At 41.5% G+C, this 21,106-nt stretch carries 16 protein-coding genes; 8 read left to right on the top strand and 8 right to left on the bottom strand.

What is annotated here, in order from left to right:
- Positions 1-162: 162 nt before the first annotated feature.
- The 3 genes from WKK05_RS25170 to WKK05_RS25180 all read right to left on the bottom strand — a co-directional run bounded on the left by WKK05_RS25170 (position 163) and on the right by WKK05_RS25180 (position 4,367).
- Complete coding sequence (locus tag WKK05_RS25170) at positions 163-285, bottom strand: hypothetical protein (RefSeq protein ID WP_341525775.1); 123 nt, start codon at positions 283-285, stop codon at positions 163-165.
- Positions 286-604: 319 nt separating this feature from the next.
- Complete coding sequence (glcD, locus tag WKK05_RS25175; RefSeq protein WP_341525776.1) at positions 605-2,077, bottom strand: glycolate oxidase subunit GlcD; 1,473 nt, start codon at positions 2,075-2,077, stop codon at positions 605-607.
- Between the two features lie 310 nt (positions 2,078-2,387).
- On the bottom strand, positions 2,388-4,367 hold the full coding sequence (locus tag WKK05_RS25180) for a WG repeat-containing protein (RefSeq protein WP_341525777.1): 1,980 nt from the start codon (positions 4,365-4,367) through the stop codon (positions 2,388-2,390).
- Positions 4,368-4,406: 39 nt separating this feature from the next.
- Here WKK05_RS25180 and WKK05_RS25185 point away from each other — a divergent pair, with 39 nt between their 5' ends.
- On the top strand, positions 4,407-5,117 hold the full coding sequence (locus WKK05_RS25185) for a Uma2 family endonuclease (RefSeq protein ID WP_341525778.1): 711 nt from the start codon (positions 4,407-4,409) through the stop codon (positions 5,115-5,117).
- Here WKK05_RS25185 and miaA read toward each other — a convergent pair.
- Complete coding sequence (gene miaA / locus WKK05_RS25190) at positions 5,110-6,027, bottom strand: tRNA (adenosine(37)-N6)-dimethylallyltransferase MiaA (protein ID WP_341525779.1); 918 nt, start codon at positions 6,025-6,027, stop codon at positions 5,110-5,112. The two genes, WKK05_RS25185 and miaA, sit on opposite strands and share 8 nt — an antisense overlap.
- A gap of 253 nt (positions 6,028-6,280) precedes the next feature.
- Between miaA and gyrB the strand changes: the two genes are divergently transcribed.
- The 3 genes from gyrB to WKK05_RS25205 all read left to right on the top strand — a co-directional run bounded on the left by gyrB (position 6,281) and on the right by WKK05_RS25205 (position 11,901).
- A complete protein-coding gene (gene gyrB, locus WKK05_RS25195) occupies positions 6,281-8,221 on the top strand; it encodes a DNA topoisomerase (ATP-hydrolyzing) subunit B (RefSeq protein ID WP_341525780.1) in 1,941 nt (646 codons plus the stop codon).
- Between the two features lie 2,291 nt (positions 8,222-10,512).
- Positions 10,513-11,682: an RNA polymerase sigma factor RpoD gene (gene rpoD / locus WKK05_RS25200; RefSeq protein ID WP_335118850.1), complete on the top strand. Its 1,170-nt coding sequence runs from the start codon at positions 10,513-10,515 to the stop codon at positions 11,680-11,682.
- A gap of 24 nt (positions 11,683-11,706) precedes the next feature.
- Positions 11,707-11,901 (top strand): hypothetical protein, encoded by a 195-nt coding sequence (locus WKK05_RS25205; protein WP_341525781.1) that lies wholly within the window; start codon positions 11,707-11,709, stop codon positions 11,899-11,901.
- Positions 11,902-12,057: 156 nt separating this feature from the next.
- Here WKK05_RS25205 and WKK05_RS25210 read toward each other — a convergent pair whose 3' ends face one another.
- From WKK05_RS25210 to WKK05_RS25220, 3 genes are all read right to left on the bottom strand, one after another.
- Positions 12,058-12,243, bottom strand: a complete 186-nt coding sequence (locus tag WKK05_RS25210; RefSeq protein ID WP_341525782.1) for a chlorophyll a/b-binding protein — start codon at positions 12,241-12,243, stop codon at positions 12,058-12,060.
- Positions 12,244-12,600: 357 nt separating this feature from the next.
- Complete coding sequence (locus WKK05_RS25215; protein ID WP_341525783.1) at positions 12,601-13,065, bottom strand: GNAT family N-acetyltransferase; 465 nt, start codon at positions 13,063-13,065, stop codon at positions 12,601-12,603.
- Positions 13,066-13,071: 6 nt separating this feature from the next.
- Positions 13,072-15,594, bottom strand: coding sequence for a DNA topoisomerase (ATP-hydrolyzing) (locus WKK05_RS25220; protein ID WP_341525784.1), 2,523 nt, complete (start codon positions 15,592-15,594; stop codon positions 13,072-13,074).
- A 433-nt stretch (positions 15,595-16,027) separates the two neighbouring features.
- Here WKK05_RS25220 and WKK05_RS25225 point away from each other — a divergent pair, with 433 nt between their 5' ends.
- Positions 16,028-16,435, top strand: a complete 408-nt coding sequence (locus WKK05_RS25225) for a response regulator (RefSeq protein WP_341525785.1) — start codon at positions 16,028-16,030, stop codon at positions 16,433-16,435.
- A gap of 195 nt (positions 16,436-16,630) precedes the next feature.
- Here WKK05_RS25225 and WKK05_RS25230 read toward each other — a convergent pair whose 3' ends face one another.
- The gene (locus tag WKK05_RS25230; RefSeq protein WP_341525786.1) at positions 16,631-17,518 is read right to left on the bottom strand and encodes a tetratricopeptide repeat protein; all 888 of its coding nucleotides are present in this window, start codon (positions 17,516-17,518) and stop codon (positions 16,631-16,633) included.
- A gap of 178 nt (positions 17,519-17,696) precedes the next feature.
- Here WKK05_RS25230 and WKK05_RS25235 point away from each other — a divergent pair, with 178 nt between their 5' ends.
- From WKK05_RS25235 to WKK05_RS25245, 3 genes are all read left to right on the top strand, one after another.
- Positions 17,697-18,329: a helix-turn-helix domain-containing protein gene (locus WKK05_RS25235; RefSeq protein ID WP_341525787.1), complete on the top strand. Its 633-nt coding sequence runs from the start codon at positions 17,697-17,699 to the stop codon at positions 18,327-18,329.
- Between the two features lie 523 nt (positions 18,330-18,852).
- Positions 18,853-19,320 (top strand): hypothetical protein, encoded by a 468-nt coding sequence (locus WKK05_RS25240; RefSeq protein WP_341525788.1) that lies wholly within the window; start codon positions 18,853-18,855, stop codon positions 19,318-19,320.
- 100 nt (positions 19,321-19,420) lie between these two features.
- The gene (locus WKK05_RS25245; protein WP_341525789.1) at positions 19,421-20,992 is read left to right on the top strand and encodes an efflux RND transporter periplasmic adaptor subunit; all 1,572 of its coding nucleotides are present in this window, start codon (positions 19,421-19,423) and stop codon (positions 20,990-20,992) included.
- The last annotated feature ends 114 nt before the right edge of the window (positions 20,993-21,106 follow it).

The raw sequence follows: 21,106 nt of genomic DNA on the forward strand, positions 1-21,106 counted from the left end.
ATTTCAACTTGAGGAAGTACACAATATAGTTCTCATGCTTACTGAGCGTAGTCGAAGTAAAGTCAGGTATTAAACCTGTTTTCCTTCTGTTAGCATAGCGGGGCGTAGCCCATCCTGAATTCTGACTCCTGCTGCATAACTACAAAATAAAGTTATACCAATTTAAAAAAAGAATGTGACAAATAGACCATCTGTAGAGACGCGATGAATCGCGTCTTCACCGAAGTATGTGTTGCAATCATTAATTGAATTGGTATTACAACCCTCCGGATTATGTAAAGACATGATGATTTTGCACCAAAATACAACGATGTAAATTAAGGCTTGTACCTTTATACTTTGGTGCAAAGTTAAAATCTGTTCACTCCTTGCAATCCCAAAAAATTGTCAACAAATGTAGAGATGAAATTAATTGCCTACATTCAGGACTAGAGACAAAAGCTGTTTTTCAACACTTCGGCTAGCGAGAGTGTTGAAGCTGAGCGTAGCCGAAGCTTCAAGGCTTTTAGGCTATGAATCAACGTGTGTAGCCTTAGTTTATATACTAAATAAACTACACTTATAATCATCAAGGAATTTTTCGCCTTTGCCAATTTCTAAGAAATTAAAATTTATCAACTCCTGCAAACTGCTTGATATTAGACGCATTAGCGGCTTCCCCACAAGTGCGCGGTGTAGGAAATATCTTCTCAGGATTTGCTAAACCTTTGGGATTAAATACTTGTCGTACCCATTGCATAGTTTCTAAATCAGCTTCGCTAAACATATTTGGCATATAGCATTTTTTATCCGCGCCAATACCATGTTCACCAGAAATACTACCACCAACTCTTACACAAAGTTTCAGAATTTCTCCTCCAATTTCTTCCACTTTTTCTAATGCTCCAGGCACAGAATTATCATAAAGTATCAGTGGATGAAGATTGCCATCGCCAGCATGAAATACATTCGCAACTCGATAACCGTATTTTTCACTTAATGCCTCAATTTCTTGGAGAACATAAGGTAATTGAGTACGCGGAATTACACCATCCTGAACATAATAATCTGGACTTAAGTTGCCGGCAGCAGCAAAAGCAGCTTTGCGTCCCTTCCATAGTTTCAATCGCGTTTCTGGATCAGTAGCAGTAGTCACATCACGCGCACCATTCTTTTTACAAATTTCGCTAATTCGCCGTTTATTTCCTGCAACTTCCACTTCTAAACCATCAATTTCGATGATCAAAATAGCAGCAGCATCGCGGGGGTAACAATTAGTTGCTACAACATCTTCAACTGCATTAATGCTGAAGTTATCCATCATTTCCATACCACCAGGAATGATTCCCGCGCTGATGATATCAGAAACAGTTTCCCCCGCCGCTTCTACACTAGTAAAGTCTGCCAAAAGCACACAAATTGATTCTGCACTTTTAAGAATTCGTAGAGTAATTTCTGTAGCGATACCCAAAGTACCTTCAGAACCCACAAATATACCTGTTAAGTCATAACCTGGCATTTCTGGAATTTGACCACCTAAATCAACAATTTCCCCTTCAGGTGTAACAATTTTTAATCCTAAAACATGGTTAGTAGTCACACCATACTTGAGACAATGCACTCCACCAGAATTTTCGGCAATGTTACCGCCAATAGAGCAAATAATTTGGCTGGAAGGATCGGGAGCGTAGTAAAAACCAGCACCACTAACAGTTTGTGTTACCCAACTATTAATTACTCCTGGCTGCACGACAACGCGCTGATTTTCTAAATCAGTGCTTAATATTTGCCGCATTAATGAAGTGACAATTAAAATAGAATTTTCTAATGGTAAAGCCCCACCAGATAGACCAGTGCCAGAACCACGTGCGATGAAGGGGACAGAATACTGGTTGCATATTTTCACCACTTGGGCAACTTGTTCTGTAGTTCTAGGTAAGACCACTACAGCCGGACGTTGGCGATAGCTAGTTAAACCATCACATTCATAAGTAATAAGTTCTTCGCGGCGTTGTATCACGCCATTTTTACCAAGTGCAGCCTCGAATGCTTTGATAATAGGTTGCCAGTTACGTTGTTTTTTATCTTGGGTAAGCATAGTTTTTTACTGTTAAAGATAGATAACTACAAGTTGCTTAAAATTGAAATGACTTCTTGAGATAAATCTAAAGCTGTTATTTTAATGCCAGCTAATCCAGGATATTTATCAACATAATCTGCTTGTATACGATACATTCACAACTGTTTTAAGTTATTGGCAATTAGCTCTCATGGCGTATTGTAGGTTGAGTGAGATGGGTTGATCTCCATTGTACATTTTGATGAAGCCAAAAGTGCTTTTTTATAAATGCACTGAGATGAGGTGAGGTAACTGTGCAGCATTAAATTAGTCGTTACAGTTTTACAGATTAATAAATAAACTTTCCGGTCTTGTCAATATAGCGTTGCTGTTTGCCAATTTCGACTTTTGCTATTCCTTCCAAAAAGTCCTCAACTTGATCAAACTGGGGTTGAATAACAATGCTTCCACTTTTGTCGATATAGCCCCATTTGTAGTCAATCTCGAACGTTGCCAACCCTTCAGAAAAGCCTGTATGATAAAAAGCATCTTCACCAAGTGAAAAATTAAACTGTGGTTGAATAACAATTCGTCCAGCCTTGTCAATATAGCCCCACTTGCCGTCAATCTTGACCATTGATAGCCCTTCAGAAAAGCCTCTCAAAGAAATAAAATCAAATTGGGGTTGAATGACCAAGCGCCCAGTTTTATTGATATAGCCCCATTTGTAGCCAATCCCGACTGCTGCCAGCCCTTCAGAAAAGCCGTAAATCTCGTCAAATTGGGGTTGAATAACAATGCGACCAGTCTTGTCAATGTAACCATACTTGCCATCAATTTCGACCGTTGCTAGCCCTTTGGAAAATTTACTAGCATTATCAAACTGGGGTTGAATGACGATGCGACCACTCTTGTCAATATAACCATACTTGCCATTAATTTCGACCGTTGCTAGCCCTTCAGAAAAGTCGCCAATATAATCTAACTCGGATTCAAACTGGGGTTGAATGACGATGCGCCCACTCTTGCCGATATAACCCCACTTGCCGTTAATTTTAAGGCTTGCCAGCCCTTCGGAAAATTCACTAGTCTGATCAAACTGGGGTTGAATGACGATGCGCCCACTCTGGTCAATATAGCCCCACTTGCTGTTAATTTTAACTTTTGACAGCCCTTCGGAAAATCTACTAGTCTGATCAAACTGGGGTTGAATGACGATGCGCCCACTCTGGTCGATATAGCCCCACTTGCCATCAATTTCGACCGTTGCTAGCCCTTTAGAAAATTTACTAGCATAATCAAACTGAGGTTGAATAACTAACCCACTTCGGTCAATATAGCCATATTTGTCACCAATCTTGATTGGTCTTGGTGATGCAGTACGAACTGATTGGTTTTCTATAGCCTGATTCAAAACTTGCAAAACTTCATTAGCATCTGCGTAGCGCTGACGAAAATCATAACGCACCATTTTGCTCAAAATTTCTACTAAGCCTTCGCTTACATACGCTTTATCCTGCCAAACGACTTCACCGTTATTGTCTTCTGGAAGTAGGCGGGGTGCAATTCCAGTTAGTGCTTGAATAGCTGTCATCCCTAACGCATAAATGTCACTGCTGAATTTTGGTCTTCCTAAAGCCTGTTCACTTGGCATATAACCCAAAGTGCCAATAGCAGCAGTGCGGCTGGTATGCCCAGAAGCATTTATCATGACAGTGCTAATTTCCTTCACTATCCCAAAGTCGATTAAAATTAGCTTGCCATTTGCCTTTTGCCGCATTATATTTGCTGGCTTAATATCCCGGTGTATCATATTATTCTGATGAAGATACGCCAGCACTTCTAAAATCTCTCGTAAAAATTTAATTACTTCAACTTCACTCCACTGATTATCCAGAGTAATTTCCTGACTCAAGTCATTTCCGTCAATGAATTCTTGAATCAGATAAAATTCTCCATTTTCCTGAAAATAGGCGAATAGCTTGGGAATTTGGTTGTGGTTCTGCCCTAAGTTGTATAGTGTTTGTGCTTCTCTCTCGAACATTCGTAAAACATCTGTGTCCATCATCTGCGGCTGAATCCGCTTGACGACGCACTTCGGCTTAGGCTCAACAGGGATATCTAAATCTTCAGCTAGAAATGTTTCACCAAATCCCCCTGCTCCCAACTTCTGGATAACTCTATAGCGCTGCCGCAGTATTTGTCCACTCATTGTGCTGATGGTAGAGATTGCTTCAATGTAGATTTTGACACAATATGCTGGCTGTAGGTATACAGGCTTGCTATTGCTATGTGAGGAGTGCGATCGCACTCCCACACTTACAATCAACTAACCTAGAAATAACGCTCTTAAGTACTGCATAAAATCATGGTTGAGCAACTTATAATCAATAATGATGATTACTATGTGCCAGATGCCAACCAGCTAATCACTGAAGATGATACGCCTGTGGACAATTTCGCATCTGCCAAACAACAACGTCTTTTAGTTAGCTCTCTTTACAGTTCTATACAGCAACAAACTTTTTTAGCTGAAGCTAATGTGGGCATTTACTATACAGACCTTCAGCCCCCTATTGTACCTGATGTCTTTCTTAGCTTAGATGTGGAAGTGCCTGCAAATTGGTGGGAAAAACAAAATCGTTGTTATATGGTTTGGCGTTTTGGGAAACCACCAGAGGTTGTGATTGAAATTGTCTCTAATAAAGAAGGTGAGGAACTAGGTAAAAAGTTGCAAATTTATGAACATATGCGAGCTAGTTACTACATTGTATATGACCCGAATCAGCAATTAGGAGAACAAGTATTGCGTGTTTATGAACTCCGAGGAAGGCGCTATTTTGAAACTCCAGAAACTTGGTTAGAACAAGTTAGTTTAGGGTTGACTCTATGGCAAGGCGAATTTGAAGCCAGACAAGATACTTGGCTGCGTTGGTGCTACCAAGATGGGAATGTTTTGCCAACTGGAGATGAACGCGCCTCTCAAGCAGAACAACGCGCTTCCCAAGCAGAACAACGCGCACAATTACTAGCAGAAAGACTCCGAGCGATGGGAATTGATCCAGACACTCTTAGTTAGAATTTTCTAGAAACTCCTGCACACGCTGCCAGACTTTTTCTAATAACTCAGGAGCATCTGCATCAAACCATTCAATTTGTGGATATGCGCGAAACCAAGTACGTTGTCGCTTAGCAAATTGTCGCGTATGCAAAACTGTCAATTCTTGCGCTTTCTCTAAGGAAATATCCCCAGCTAAATATTGCTTAACTTCTTGATATCCTAAAGTATTTAACAAAGACAAATCAGCGCCATATTTTTGACAAAGATATTCCACCTCAGCCACTAACCCATCTGCTATCATTTGCTCAGTACGCCTTTTAATGCGATCGCCTAATCTTTCAACATCACAATCTAAACCAATTTGCAAAATCGGATAATTCGGCGGATTCTCCCCTTGCTGTTCTGAAATCGGACACCCAGTCACATAAAATACCTCCAATGCTCTTAAAGTTCGCACCGAGTCATTAAAATGAATCTTTTGTGCAACAACTGGATCAACTTGTTGTAGCATCGCGTAAAGTTGAGGTTGACCTAAAGATTCAAGTTGTGATCGCAATTCTTTCTGTGGTGCAACTCTGGGGATTTTCATCCCTTGGACAATTGAACGTATGTACAAACCAGTACCACCAACCATGAAGAGGGGGAGAGGGGAAAAAGGAGACAGAGAAAGAGAATAAATTAAGGCTTGTGCTTGTTCCTGGTAGTCTGCTAATGTCATCGTGTCTGTTGGAGCGCAGATATCTATTAAATAGTGCGATACCAATTTTTGTTCAGCCACTGTTGGTTTAGCCGTACCAATGTTAAACTCGCGATACACTTGACGAGAATCAGCACTGAGAATTACAGAACCCAGCCGCATAGCCAAAGCCAAAGCCAATCCTGACTTACCCGTTGCCGTTGCCCCACAAATTACAATCAATTTTGTCATTAGTCATCAGTCATTGATCATTAATAGAGACGCGATAATCGCGTCTGTACAATAGTCATTCTCCCCCACTCTCCTGTTCTCCCACTATCCCTTGCTTCTTTGCCCCTATCTTCCAAAGGACTGCAACCCCTGTATAAACTTCTCTTAAAATTGCCCTACAGACGCCAGCAAGGCTTTTGTGTTACAATTTTGGAGTGTTTTTACTTTTATTTGCCTTTTGGCGATTTAAACCCCACGCATCAGGAGAATTTTCATGACGAGCAGTTACAGTGCCGATCAGATTCAAGTTCTGGAAGGTCTGGAAGCCGTCCGTAAACGACCAGGGATGTACATTGGTACTACAGGGCCGCGAGGACTCCACCATTTAGTTTACGAGGTGGTGGACAATTCAATTGATGAGGCTTTGGCGGGTTACTGCACACATATTGAGGTGGATATCAACGCTGATGGTTCTGTAACTGTAACAGATGATGGTCGCGGTATTCCTATTGATATTCACTCGCGAACAGGGAAATCGGCCTTAGAAACAGTGATGACGGTACTACACGCCGGAGGTAAGTTTGGCGGCGGTGGTTACAAAGTTTCTGGAGGATTGCACGGGGTTGGGATTTCCGTTGTTAACGCCCTCTCTGAGGTCGTGGAAGTTACAGTTTGGCGAGATAAAAAGGTTCATATCCAGCGCTATGAAAGGGGTATCCCAGTTACAGAACTGCAAGTCAAAGCTTACAAAGAAGCTAGAACTGGAACCTCTGTCACCTTCAAGCCAGATACTCAAATCTTCAGCACTGGTATTGAGTTTGATTACATTACTTTATCAGGTCGTCTGCGGGAATTAGCATATCTAAATGCAGGTGTCAAAATTACCTTTACTGACCATCGTCTAGAAATACTCAAAAGCGATACACCCAAGGTAGAATCTTACGAGTATAAGGGCGGTATTAAAGAGTATATCGCGTACATGAACCGCGAGAAACAGCCGCTGCATGAAGAAATCATTTATGTGCAAGGAGAACGTAACAACGTTCAAGTAGAAGTTTCTTTGCAATGGTGTACTGATGCTTATACAGACAACGTACTAGGTTTTGCCAATAATATTCGCACGGTTGATGGTGGTACGCACCTAGAAGGTTTGAAGGCAGTTCTAACCCGCACATTAAATGCGATCGCCCGCAAACGTAATAAAATTAAAGAGAATGAACCTAACCTCAGTGGCGAACACGTCCGCGAGGGTTTGACAGCAGTAATTTCCGTCAAAGTCCCCGACCCAGAATTTGAAGGACAAACCAAGACTAAACTTGGCAATACCGAAGTCAGAGGAATTGTTGACTCTTTAGTGGGAGAAGTTCTGACTGAGTATTTAGAATTTCACCCAGGTATAGCAGACTCGATTTTAGATAAAGCTATCCAAGCCTTTAAAGCCGCAGAAGCAGCGCGTCATGCACGGGAATTAGTCCGGCGCAAATCGGTGCTGGAATCTTCACCACTACCTGGTAAATTGGCAGATTGCAGTTCTCGTGATCCCAGCGAATCAGAAATTTATATTGTAGAAGGCGACTCAGCGGGTGGAAGCGCTAAACAAGGACGCGATCGCCGCACCCAAGCAATCCTGCCCCTACGCGGTAAAATTCTGAATATCGAAAAAACTGACGACGCCAAAATTTATAAAAACAATGAAGTCCAGTCGCTAATTACAGCGCTGGGTTTAGGTGTCAAAGGTGATGAATTCGACTCCACCCAATTACGCTATCATCGCATAGTCATCATGACTGATGCTGACGTAGACGGGGCGCACATCCGTACATTGTTGTTAACTTTCTTCTATCGGTATCAACGAGCGCTGATCGAACAGGGTTTCATATACATTGCTTGTCCGCCATTATATAAACTAGAACGGGGACGCAGTGAACCAAAATATTGTTATAGCGATCGCGAACTACAACAGCACATCGCCACGCTACCAGCTAATGCTAACTACAACATCCAACGCTTCAAAGGTCTGGGTGAAATGATGCCAGCACAACTCTGGGAAACTACTATGAACCCAGAAACCCGCACCCTCAAGCAAGTAGAAATTGAAGACGCCGCAGAAGCTGATCGCATTTTTACTATTTTAATGGGCGATCGTGTCGCACCGAGACGCGAATTCATTGAAACCTATGGTTCTAAACTTAACTTCACCGATTTAGATATCTGATATCAATACGATGCCACTCCCTTAATGATCTGTGAGGTTGGTAAAAAGGTAATGGATGAGATGTTTTCATCCATTACCTTTTTTATTGCTAAAACTTACCTAATAATTTTCTGACAGTCTTATTCTTTCACTTATTGTGAGGAAGACCAAGACCAACAGTAAGCTGCTAGGCGTTTACGTGTCCTTTGCCTTTAAAAGTCTGAGTTCCCTAAGCTAATTGTCACTCATTTTTCCAGACTGATTTGCTTGTAGTAAGGGCTTGAACCCTGTTTTATGCAACTTAAATGCTCATTAGCTTATGTCTTGCAGACAACCTACGCGGTAAGCATTCGCGTAAACACGTCAACTCTTCCTCAATCTCAATCGCTAAACTAAATGCTTCACAATGAATTTCTGTACCCCTACATATCCCAATAACAAATTTTAAAATTAAATATTACTCCTTTTTACAGATGACAAACTAGAAAAATTGTCAAGATTAGGTGTAGATATTTTTGATATTGCAAACTATATCGTTAGATTGAAGGACTATATCCATAAGTTTATTAAGTATTGTAAATAATTATCTGTTTAAATGGATGTTAGAAAAAGTATGAAGGCTAGAAACTGCATCGTTCACGTAATTGACAGGTAATTCTACCACCCAACTTGATCGCAAGCCTGAAAACCACTCTCACACGAGGGTAGTTCAGCAAAACCAATAGTTGTTAATTTTTATTGTAGGTAGGTTTGAAAACCACCCCAATACATGCATGAACTAGACGCTAATAATCAGTTCAGAGAGTTTTAGAGTGGCTTACCCCTAGCATCGTACATGAAACAACGCTACAACATAGGTAGCTCACTCTATAGGATGGGCAAAAGGCTTTGCTTATGAAACTTGTGTAATCGATTACATAAAAATCAACTAAAAATTTTAAATTTTTCATTGGAAGCAGACATTATCATAAAAAATATTTATTCTCAATACTTTTAAAAAATCAATGATTGAGTGTCGGCAGACGTGTCAACTTCACCATAACTTTAGTATGAGGCAATACTTTTTAGGCTGACTTGCGGATAATAAGGCATTTGTTATGCTTGGAGAGGAATGCTCCACTATCATCTAGGAAACTGCCTTTAATAATTGTTTTAAGGATTTATTATTATAATATGACAAAAATATCCAATATGTAAGTATTATATTTTACACTTGTATTACTGAAAAAATTTTGCCACTAGGTTCAAAATAAACTCTTTTAGTTTTCTATCCTCAAAGCTATAGCTGCCAGAAGTAGACACTATCTAGCTATAAACTTGCTAATGTCTTTATGTACTACTAGGGCAAAGGCTACTATGTTACAAGTATCCAATGTACTTTTAATTTAAATAGCCTAATTATTGCTGATTTTGACTGTCAAATCGTTTCTGAATTGATTAAAATATCGTTGGATAGAATAAGAAGAGTTTGTCAAGTTTCATAGGGCTGAAATCTCAGCAGTGCGCTAACGTGTTAATAAGACCCAATTAGTTAAATCTCAATTGATCTACCATTAGGACGATTCTGCCATGTACTCAACTCCTTAGTTAGGCTCATTGGCAACAAGATTAAAGCCTTAAGACAAACGCCACTACTCTTATTGTATCTACCTAATGGAAAGCCCCGCTTTGCTCTCTAGACTGAGTAATTTATCAAGGGATTGTAAAAATGGGTACATTAATACTTGCCACCTGAGTTAACATGAAATACGCTTTATTTTAGGTAATAAATGTTTTATATAATACCTGAAATGGCGTAAAACAAGTGTAGATACTTTTGAATGTCATGAAAATGCCACACCAATGCCAAAAAGGGTTAGAAAAAATTTAAGGGTATGACTACCGTTTTTAATGTATTTCTGGTAAAGGTGGCATTATCTTGCTTAATGACTTCATGATTAATACACAAAGAGAGTGCAATTTTTGTGAAACAGGCTACAATCGGAACAGTCTTTCTAAGAAAATCTGCCAACAGTATTATTTCATTTGTATGATGTGGCAAATTTTTTGATTAAAGCAAGTATTGTTTTGCGCCAGTCACTTAAAAGCTGGGTGTGAAAGCAACACATAAGACCTTTACTAAGGTGAGCAAGTCACCTTTAGTAGTGGCATAAACTAAAGTAAAAAACTCCTCCGTTAGGAGGTCTAAAACTTCCGAAAGTGTTTTTGGTAAATCAGCCAAAAATTATGTTTTCGGTTGAAAACTAGCTCTTTTAAAGAGCGGTAAACACATCTTGAGTAATTGATTCTGCAAGGAGCATGAGGAACGCGGCATGAACCAGGCTAACAACGTACTCGAAAGCATATATCAGCCTGACCTAGAAATAATGAATCAGCCTGAGCTCGAGTTAGAAGAACTCTTAATAGACGAAGAAGAGGACTTGCTGATCATCGATGAAGGTGACGAGGAGTTTTTAGAGCCTCAGTCTGATGAGGACGACGCAAAGTCTGGAAAAGCCGCTAAATCGCGTCGTCGGACACAAAGCAAGAAAAAGCACTATACCGAAGATTCGATTCGGCTTTACTTGCAAGAGATTGGTAGAATTCGGCTGTTGCGGGCAGATGAAGAAATTGAATTGGCGCGTAAAATCGCCGATTTGCTTGAACTAGAAAGGGTGCGGGAAAGACTTTCAGAGCAGTTAGATCGCGACCCTCGTGATAGTGAGTGGGCAGAAGCAGTACAATTGCCATTGCCAGCTTTCCGTTATCGCCTTCATGTTGGTCGCAGAGCGAAAGACAAGATGGTGCAATCTAACCTGCGGCTTGTGGTTTCGATTGCCAAAAAGTATATGAATCGTGGTTTGTCATTCCAAGATTTAATTCAGGAAGGCAGTCTCGGTTTGATTCGCGCTGCTGAAAAGTTTGACCACGAAAAAGGTTATAAGTTTTCTACCTACGCTACATGGTGGATTCGTCAGGCAATTACCAGAGCGATCGCAGACCAATCCCGGACTATTCGCCTTCCAGTTCACCTTTACGAAACCATCTCTCGGATTAAGAAAACCACCAAACTGCTATCTCAAGAGATGGGACGCAAACCCACTGAAGAAGAAATCGCCACTCGCATGGAAATGACCATTGAGAAGTTGCGATTTATTGCTAAATCCGCCCAGTTGCCAATTTCACTAGAAACGCCCATCGGTAAAGAAGAAGATTCTCGACTGGGCGATTTTATTGAGTCCGATGGCGAAACACCAGAAGACCAAGTTTCTAAAAATTTGCTCCGTGAAGATTTAGAAAAAGTCCTCGACAGTCTCAGTCCTCGCGAACGCGATGTTCTCAGACTCCGCTACGGTTTGGATGATGGTCGGATGAAGACCCTCGAGGAAATCGGACAGATTTTCAACGTTACCCGTGAACGAATTCGTCAAATCGAGGCGAAGGCACTCCGCAAGTTACGTCACCCAAATCGCAACAGCGTACTCAAGGAATATATTCGTTAGTCATTTGTCATTAGTTTTAAACAAATGGCAAATGACCAAGAAAGAAGTCTGAGCGTCGATTTCTGGCTTAGACGCTTAGCGGTGAAGCAGTCCGATCTTGGGGTTTCCCCAAATGAAGGAACTGCTGTTAGCGAGGCACGAGCGTCACCCGTAAGGGCTATGCCGCAGTTAGCGTCAGCGGTAGCGACGGAGGAGCGTCGTGGACTGATGTTAGCGTAGCGTCTCGCAGAGAGCGTCAACCGGAGGGCTTGCCGTAGGCATCAGAACTTCGGGGACAAATAACAAAAAATAAAAAGCCTGGTAGTGAATTAGCACTCCAGGTTTTTTTATTGATAGCTCATCTTGTACCTTAAGATTTATCTTGTATCTTAAGACTTACAGAATGCCCCAAAAGTGTAGAAAACCTTGACCAGAGGAAAGCTCAATCAAAGCTGCTGCTAAAAAACCGATCATCGCTAAACGACCATTCCAGATTTCTGCTTGTGGGGTAAAGCCCCAGCGCCAAGCATTGCGGTCTTCAATGACGGGAGTAGTAACTTTTGTTGTAGTTGCGTTTGTCATGATTGATACCCTAAATTTAATTTAAGAAGATTTATTGCGCTCATGTAAACTAATATAACAAGGTTTTTGAGAATTGCAACAACTAATTTATACTTTTGTTGCCAAACATTGACTTAAATAGCCATAAGTGATAATCAGCAAAATAAAACATCAACCCTAAGATAGAAATACTGAGAGTTAAAGATAAATTACACAAATTTTTTACCCTCATAGATTATATAAAATAGTTGAGAAAATATATCAATTATTTTAGCTAAAATATCTATTATTCTTAAACTAGAGCCTATAAATACAATTGAATATTAGTAACTAATCTCATTTGAGGGAGATTAGGGGAGGTAAAAACGAACGTTGAGATTAATTCCAGACAATTTCCATTTCTTTTGTAGTTGAGATAAAATCAAGCTTTTCATACAGACGTTTTCCATCCTCAGTAGCGTGAAGCCAGAGGCGTTTTGCTTGGGTTACCTTAACAAAACTAATAACTTCCTTTAATAAAGCTGTAGCAATTCCCTGCCCTCGCCACATTGGAATTGTATAAACGTTCATGATATACGCTTCTAAGCCCGATAAATTACCATGATATGGAGGTCGGGTAAAAAATACCAAGCTGGTAGCGGCAACAATTTGATTATCTACTTCAGCCACCCAAGCTAAAAATTCACCCTGCGGCATTTTTTCTGCTAGATATTTTCGGATTGCTTCTGCTAAAGCTGCTGTGTCGGTGTCACCTTTAATATCGCCAGCTTCGCGCAGGAGTTCAAGGCGCAATTGGGCAAGCACCTCTAAATCCTGCAAGTTGGCTAGTCGCAAGTTGAACATTACCCTTTATGAACGCACTTCCACAACGCTGATAATTTTTTCATCGCGATTGAGTTGGAGGATGCTTTCACCCTTGCTATCTTTGCTTAAGATAGGCACTGTTTCCACAGGTATTCGCACTACTCGCTCTTTATTCGTTACTAAAGCTACTTCACTAGAAGCGATCGCCATTACCATCCCAGCTAGGTTATCAGTTTTATTGGTGAATTTCAGCGCTTGTGTACCTAAATCACCGCGATTAGCTGCTCTTAGCTGAGTTGCAGCCATCCGCTTAGCATATCCTTCTTGAGTAACAAGTAACAGATGGTCATCTTTGGCTACAGTGACACAGCCAACCATTTGCTGATTTCGCAATAGCCGAAATGCTTGCAAACCCATTGCTGCCCTACCCATCACGGGAAGTTGTTCATCATTCACTGCAAACCGCAACACTCGTCCACCTGAACTAGCTAAAATCAGATGCTCCCCTGTAGTAATGAACTGGGTAAATGACAATTCATCATCATCTTTGAGCTTCAAAATCGTAATACCGCGACGAGTTAAATTTGAAAATTCCTCCAAAGACAAGCGCTTAATTCTTCCTTGCTTTGTCAGGAGAATCATCTGGGTAGTTTGCAATTGTTTAGGTAGCACAAAGCGGCTAACCACAGCTTCTTGAGAGCCTTGAGCAGTATTACTGAGCATAGTAATAAGTGGCTTTCCCCTTGGAGAACGTCCAGTTGTTGGGGGAATATCTCCCACATTCACAGGATAGACTTTGCCACCACTCGTTAGGATCAACAAATCTTTGTCTGTATCAGTCAATTCGCTTTGGATAATGAAGTCATTGTCTGGCAGACCATTTTCAATTTTCGACTTTTTACCTGATTGCTGAATACGGCGGACATATCCCCGCTGAGTAAACTCCAAAAGTGCTTCTTCTGAAGGTTCGGAAGTTTTGGGTTTATCCTCTTGCTCCTCTGCTCCTCTGCTTCTGTGCCCTTCTACCCCTTTGCCTTTCTGCCCCTCTACTCCTCTGCCCCTTTGCTCCTCTCCAATTATTTTTGTCCGTCGGGGATCGCTGTACTTGCGCTTGAGCGATCGCAAGTCTTTTTTCAACGCCTTGAGTAATTCGCGGCGATCATTCAGTAACCGCCGCAATACTTCAATTTGCTCACTTAACTGCTCAAACTCCTGCTGTAAATTCTGCTGTTCTAAACTGGTAAGGCGGCGCAATGGCATAGCCAGAATTGCATCTCCTTGTACTTCACTCAAATCCAATCGGCTACAAAGATTAATTTTTGCCGTAGTGCCATCAGGAGCTTGCCGCAAAATTGCAATCACTTCGTCCAAGTTAGACAGCGCTTTGAGCAAACCTTCCACCAGTTGCAGCCGACTTTCTGCCTTACCCAACTCGTAACTGTAACGACGGTTGAGCGTGTCTTCTCGGAAATTTAAAAACTCTTGTAATATTTGGCGCAAACTTAGCTGGCGAGGTTGTCCATCTACCAAACCTAAGAGAATCGCCCCAAAGTTGCTTTGCAAAGCAGTTTGGTGATACAAATGCTGGAGAACTTCTTGGGGATTGGTATCACGTTTGAGTTCAATAACCACCCGCATACCTTCGCGATCGCTTTCATCTCGCAGATCAGAAATTCCTAGCAGGCGTCCTTGATTCACCAATTCTGCGACTTTCTCAATCCAGCCGGCTTTATTTACTTGATAAGGCAATTCTGTAATGATAATTGCTGTCCGTCGCTTGCTTCCCCTAACAGGTGCAATTTCCTCTAGCTTGGCGACTCCCCGCAGCACAATCCCACCTTTACCTGTGATGTATGCCTCACGAATTCCTGAATTACCAACAATTTCCCCACCAGTAGGAAAATCCGGGCCGGGAATTAGTTCAAATAATTTTTCATCCGCTAAATCTGGATTGTCGATTAAGGCAATCAAGCCATCGACGACTTCCCCCAAATTATGTGGTGGAATATTTGTCGCCATACCCACGGCAATCCCAGCACAGCCATTCAGCAACAAAAAAGGTAACTGAGCTGGTAACACCGTCGGCTCTTCTTGAGAATTATCAAAATTCCCAATAAATTCCACAGTTTCTTCGCCAATTTCTGCCAGCATTCCCTCATAGCTAATGGGTGAAAGGCGCGTTTCTGTGTAACGCATTGCTGCTGGTGGGTCATTATCGACGCTACCAAAGTTGCCATGTCCTGCCAGTAACGGATAGCGGCTGGAAAATTCCTGTACCAGCCTAACTAAGGCGTCGTAAACTGATTGGTCACCGTGCGGGTGGTACTTACCTAGCACATCTCCTACCACACGCGCACACTTACGATATGGTCTATCTGGCGTCAGACCGAGTTCGTGCATGGCATACAAAATACGGCGATGAACTGGCTTTAAGCCATCACGTACGTCTGGTAACGCTCGCCCAACAATCACACTCATGGCATATTCTAAGTAAGACCGTTGCATCTCGGTGTGCAGGGCTGTTGTGATTACCTGTCCCGTTGAGAGAAGGTTTAACTGTTTTGCCATGAGTTTTTTCCCTGAATTTTAACTATACAAAAGCCGCTATAACTTAACACCCTAGCAAACACAGCATAACGGATGAAATAGCATTGATAACACAATCTTGATAGCCAGAGGATAAAAAGCAGTAGTATTATCCTTGATAAAGGGGATGCCATTAACTATTAAAAAGGAAGCAGATTACTCTTTTAATCAGATGGTCGTCTGTCCTTGCTTTAATTTACATACATTCAGTAGTCAGGATACTTACTATGATTGCATTTCTTAATTTTGTCCAGAGTCGGATATGCTTCGTCTATGGAGAAGTAGGAGTGGTGGTTTAAACTAGAGTGCTTTAGCTTATCGCCAAGCGCGAACTGCTAAACTTCTCGTATAGTAGACCGAAGCGAGCGGTAATTTTGAATTCTTTAATCCCCTCTCATTTATAAGTAAAATTCTCATGAAAACCGTTTTAATTGTTGAAGATGATCTGATTAATGCTCGCGTTTTTTCCAAGATTTTGTCCAAGCGCGGAGGCTTGGATGTAAAACACACCGAAAATGTTGAAGAAGTAATAAAAATTGCCCAATTAGGAGAAGTTGACCTAATTTTGATGGATGTTTCTCTCTCTAGAAGTGTTTACCAAGGTAAGTCTGTGGATGGAATCAAAATTACGCAAATGCTGAAATCTGATCCAAAAACAGCAAACTTACCCGTTATTCTGGTAACGGCACACGCGATGGAAGGCGATCGCGAGAACTTTCTTAAGCAAAGTGGCGCTGATGGCTACATTTCTAAGCCAGTTGTCGACCATCAGCAATTTGTTGACCAAATCATCGCACTTCTACCAACAGACCCTCACAGTTAAATTGAGGACTGATGTCAGGAATACTCCCAACAATGTTTTGGGACTACTATTTACTGTCTTTTTAGTATATATGTACTACGAAAAATGATATTAGGCAAGTGGCGAGTTAGGAAGTAGGGAATAAAAGTAGAGACGCGATTAATCGCGTCTGTACAAGAGTTAGTATTTATTCTCCCAATCCCCAGTCCCCACTCCCTACTGAGCTGGCCGTGGCTCCGGGGCCGATAATGAGTTTTCGCGTTGCTGTAAGGCTGCTTGAATTCGGGGTAATTCTAGGAATTTTTTTGTATCAGACAGTAGCCGTTGACCCCAAAGATTTTCCTTGAGAAAATCCAAATTACCATAGCGCTGATCAATGCGGAGTGCGGCTTCTCCCATTGTCAGACCTTGTTGGCGATCGCCTTTAGTATAGAGTGCCACAGCTAATGCTAATAAAGGTTCTGCGGCTTGTTTCTCAATACTTACAGCCGTTTGCCATTGCTTAATCGCTCCTTGTGTATCACCTCGTTCGTAACTGACTAAACCAATGTTATTAATCGCCGGCCAGAATTTTTTATCTTGAGATACGGCTTGATTATACTGGGTGAGCGCGTCTGGTAATCGACCCAACATATAATAGGCATTACCTAAATCAAATAACCCTTCTGCATCATTGGGTTTTAACTTCAAACCTTCTTGATAATTAGCAACAGCTGCTTGGTAATTCTGCTGCTGAAAATTAGCTGAACCAATAGCAAACAGAATGTCAGCATTTTTAGGGTTAATGGATTGTGCCTTTTTCAGGCTAGCGATCGCAGCACCAAACTCTTTGGTTTGCAATTGCAATCCACCTAACAGCAACCATACTTTATCATTCTTAGGAGCTAGTTGAGTAGCCAGCTTTGCTCGTGGCAAAGCTAAATCAACCTGTTGAAACTGAGCTAATTGAGCCGCTTCCTGAGCCAAACTCAACCCCTGCTTCTCCAACTTAGCTGGATCTAGTTGCAGTGTATGAGGTATCAGTGCTTGTGCATGAGCTGCTCTTGGCATACTCCACAAACTACAGACAACTAGAAGAGAAATCAAACTAACCTTTTTAGGCACACTACCGCCTCTTAACTATAAATCAAATAATCTTTCAGATAAGCTTAAACGATCTCCGCTTGAGACGAAAGGCAAATTTAACAGGAGTTAGTGCTTGCCAGCAGTTACTTTAACCTAATTTATCCCTTGACATTGCCATCAATACTCTCTAAATTAATAAGTAATTACTTACTTATTTATGCCTCGTAAACTCAAAATCACCAATGAGCAAATCTTAGAAGCAGCACGTGAAGCCTTCTTGCAACAAGGCTTTGGGGCTTCAACTTTAGAAATTGCTCAGCGGGCTGGCATTTCTGAAGCATCAATTTTTAAGCGTTTCTCAACCAAGGAGGAATTGTTCTTCGCAGCGATGGGAATTCCAGAAATACCCCCGTGGGTGAATGAAATGGAATCTCTCTCTGGCAAGGGCAATCTTAAAGAAAACTTGATTTACCTGTGCCACAAGATTCTGGAATTTTATAGTGAGGTGATGCCTCGAATAATGATGGTACGTTCCAGAGGTAAAGATATTTCAGGATTTAGAGATACAGAGCCACCACCCATTCGAGATTTCAAGATACTGTTTACTTTCCTAGAGCGTGAGATGAACCAAGAGCGGCTTCGCCCTTGCGATGCCAAAGCTGTGGCTCATATCTTAATAGGATCTTTAATAAACTACGTTTTATTAAAGCAGATGTCTTTACAAGTAAGTATGGCAACTGCCAAATTAGAGCAGGAAACTTTCTTAAACTATGATGACTCGCCCACAGCGATGTACTCATTTGTTCAGAGTCTTGTGGAAATTCTTTGGCAGGGAATCGCACCAAATTAGGATTAATTAAATTCAAAATTTAACAAACAGAATATAGGCGTCAGTCGCCAGAATTCAATTCTGCATTCTTCCTCAAGTGTGAATATTGAGCTATTGCGTAAGTCTTAAATTTGTACTTATATAATTGTTTTTTAATCAATGAATTAACAAACAATTGTCAAGTACAACTGGTATTAGTTTGCAATTATAGTTTTAAATAAATTGGTGACTTTTGTCATACATTCATTAGCAATTACTAATGACTTTGGTCATATATAAGTTCAGACTTTTTGAACGATAATTATAAGTGTAATGTAAGAAATTATACGAGGAGTGAATTAAATAGTTAACAGTTGGGTTAATCAAAGCATCGTATCAGGCAAAGACCCAACAGAGGCGATCGCTGCTTCTAAAGTTAGCCCCAAAGTAACAGCAGAACTAGAACAAAAGCTAAAGATAGGCTAACTTCTATCCTTCCTCGTCTGTTAATTGCTAATCGAAACTTAAACAAAATAAAACTTTAGTGCAATAAGGACTCAATTCCATGTTGAAACAAAACCGTGTATCCATACTTTTAGCAGCGGCTGCCCTAATTGTTGTTCCGGCTTTCATGAGTATGCCGGCAAATGCCCAGACGAAGCCTTTGCTTGTTGCAGATCGCCAAGATTGGAATCGCGATCGCGATAACAGATCCAACTACCAAGATAGAGATCGCGATGGTAGACGCAACTATAGAGAAGACAGAGATTCTGGAGATAGAGGTAATTGGAACCGCGACAATGATCGTTATGGCAGAGCAGTCAGACTTCGTAACGGTGATATTAGATATCCCAATGGGCAACTTGTTCCTGCTAGAAGAATAGTCAGGCTGCGTAATCAAGGTTATTACAGACTTCCCAATGGAGACATTCTGCGTCCTAATCAGGAAATTGTTCCTGTTGGGAGATTAGAGAGAGTGCGTGATGGTTACTTTAGACTTCCTGATGGGGTGGTAGTGCAAATTAACCTTTAAAACACTAAAAACTGAATAAATTAAGTATAGGGCTACCAAGTTATGGTGACAGCCGTGAATAACTAACTCGGTAGCCTTTTTTTCTAAACTAGAAGTAAATATGAAAATTGATACGTCGCATACAGTGGATTCATCGACTTTGGTTCCACCATCTGTGAAAAAAAAGAATAAGAATCGTTGGCTACCTTGGCTACTCGCTATTTGCCTTGTGGGTGGAATTGGCTACGCCGTTTATTATCAACTAACCGTAGTTTCCCGTCAAGAAGCCAGACGCCGAGTGCTGACAAGACCTGTAGAAAGGCAGAACTTAACAATCACAGTTTCAGCTAACGGCACAGTCAAACCTGAGCGGTCAATCAACCTCAGCCCGAAAAATTCTGGCATCCTGAAATCACTGTTAGCGAAGGAAGGAGATAACGTCAAACAAGGGCAGATTGTAGCTTACATGGATGATTCTAATCTGCGAGGACAACTTGTTTCTGCTCAAGGACAATTGGCACAAGCCGAAGCGAATTTACAAAAAGCGATCGCAGGTAATCGTTCGCAAGAAATTGGTCAATCACAAGGAGCATTAGACGAAGCCGAAGCGAATTTGCAAAAAGCGATCGCAGGTAATCGCTCTCAAGATATTGGCCAAGCTCAAGCACAGTTACAAAACACCCAAGCTGCTCTGAGTAAAGCCGAAGATAATCTTACTCGCAATCAGCAACTTTACAACGCTGGTGGTATTTCTCTGCAAACCTTAAACCAAAGTCGTGCAGATCGTGATAGTGCCAAAGCCCAAGTGAATGCAGCACAGCAAGCACTAGCGTTGCAAAAGGCTGGATCACGTCCGGAAGACATCGAGCAAGCAAGAGCTGTGGTCAAGCAGAGACAGCAAGCCCTAGCACTTCTCAAAGCCGGAACGCGTAAAGAAGACATAGACGCAGCTCGCGCTCAGGTTACATCTGCTCGTGGTTCACTGCAAAACATCCAAGCCGAAATCAATGACACAGTAATTCGCGCACCTTTTGATGGTGTAGTAACCAAAAAGTACGCTGATCCAGGCGCTTTTGTGACACCCACAACTGCTAGTAGTGAAGTAGCTTCTTCTTCTTCTTCTTCAATTTTGGCTTTGGCTTCTACAAATGAAGTTGTAGCCAATTTAGCTGAAACAAATATTTCTAAAATCCGCCTTGGTCAACCAGTCACCATTAAAGCAGATGCCTATCCAGGAAAAACCTTTGAAGGTAAAGTTAGCCAAATCGCTGCTCAATCTGTAGTAGAGCAAAACGTTACCAGTTTTGAAGTCAAAGTTTCACTCTCAGACCCCGAAAGGTTACTGCGGTCAGGGATGAATGTGGCAGCAGATTTTAAAGCCGGTGAATTGAAAAATGTTTTAGTAGTACCAACAGCCGCAGTAGTGCGCCAAGAAAATGCTACAGGCGTGTTAGTTGCAAGAAATAATAATGACAGACCTTTATTTACTCGCATCGAAACTGGCGTCACAGTGGATAGGTTTACCGAAGTGAAATCTGGATTGACAGGAAACGAGAGAGTATTGCTGAGTTTCCCAGCAGGAACACGACCGCAATCATCACCACGAGGAGGAGTTTTTCCTGGTGTAGGAGGAGGTGGTGGTCGTTCTCAAAGCCTAGATGGAGGCGGCCGTTCTGGCCGTGGTTCCCGTTAAAGGTAAGCTGTGAGACATTTAATTTTTCATATTGGCAGCAGGGGAGCAGGGGAGCAGGGGAGGCAGGGGAAGCAGGGGAAGAAGTTTTTGACTCTTAACAAAACAAATTATAGG

It is taken from the genome of Nostoc sp. UHCC 0302, assembly GCF_038096175.1.
Lineage (GTDB): Bacteria > Cyanobacteriota > Cyanobacteriia > Cyanobacteriales > Nostocaceae > UHCC-0302.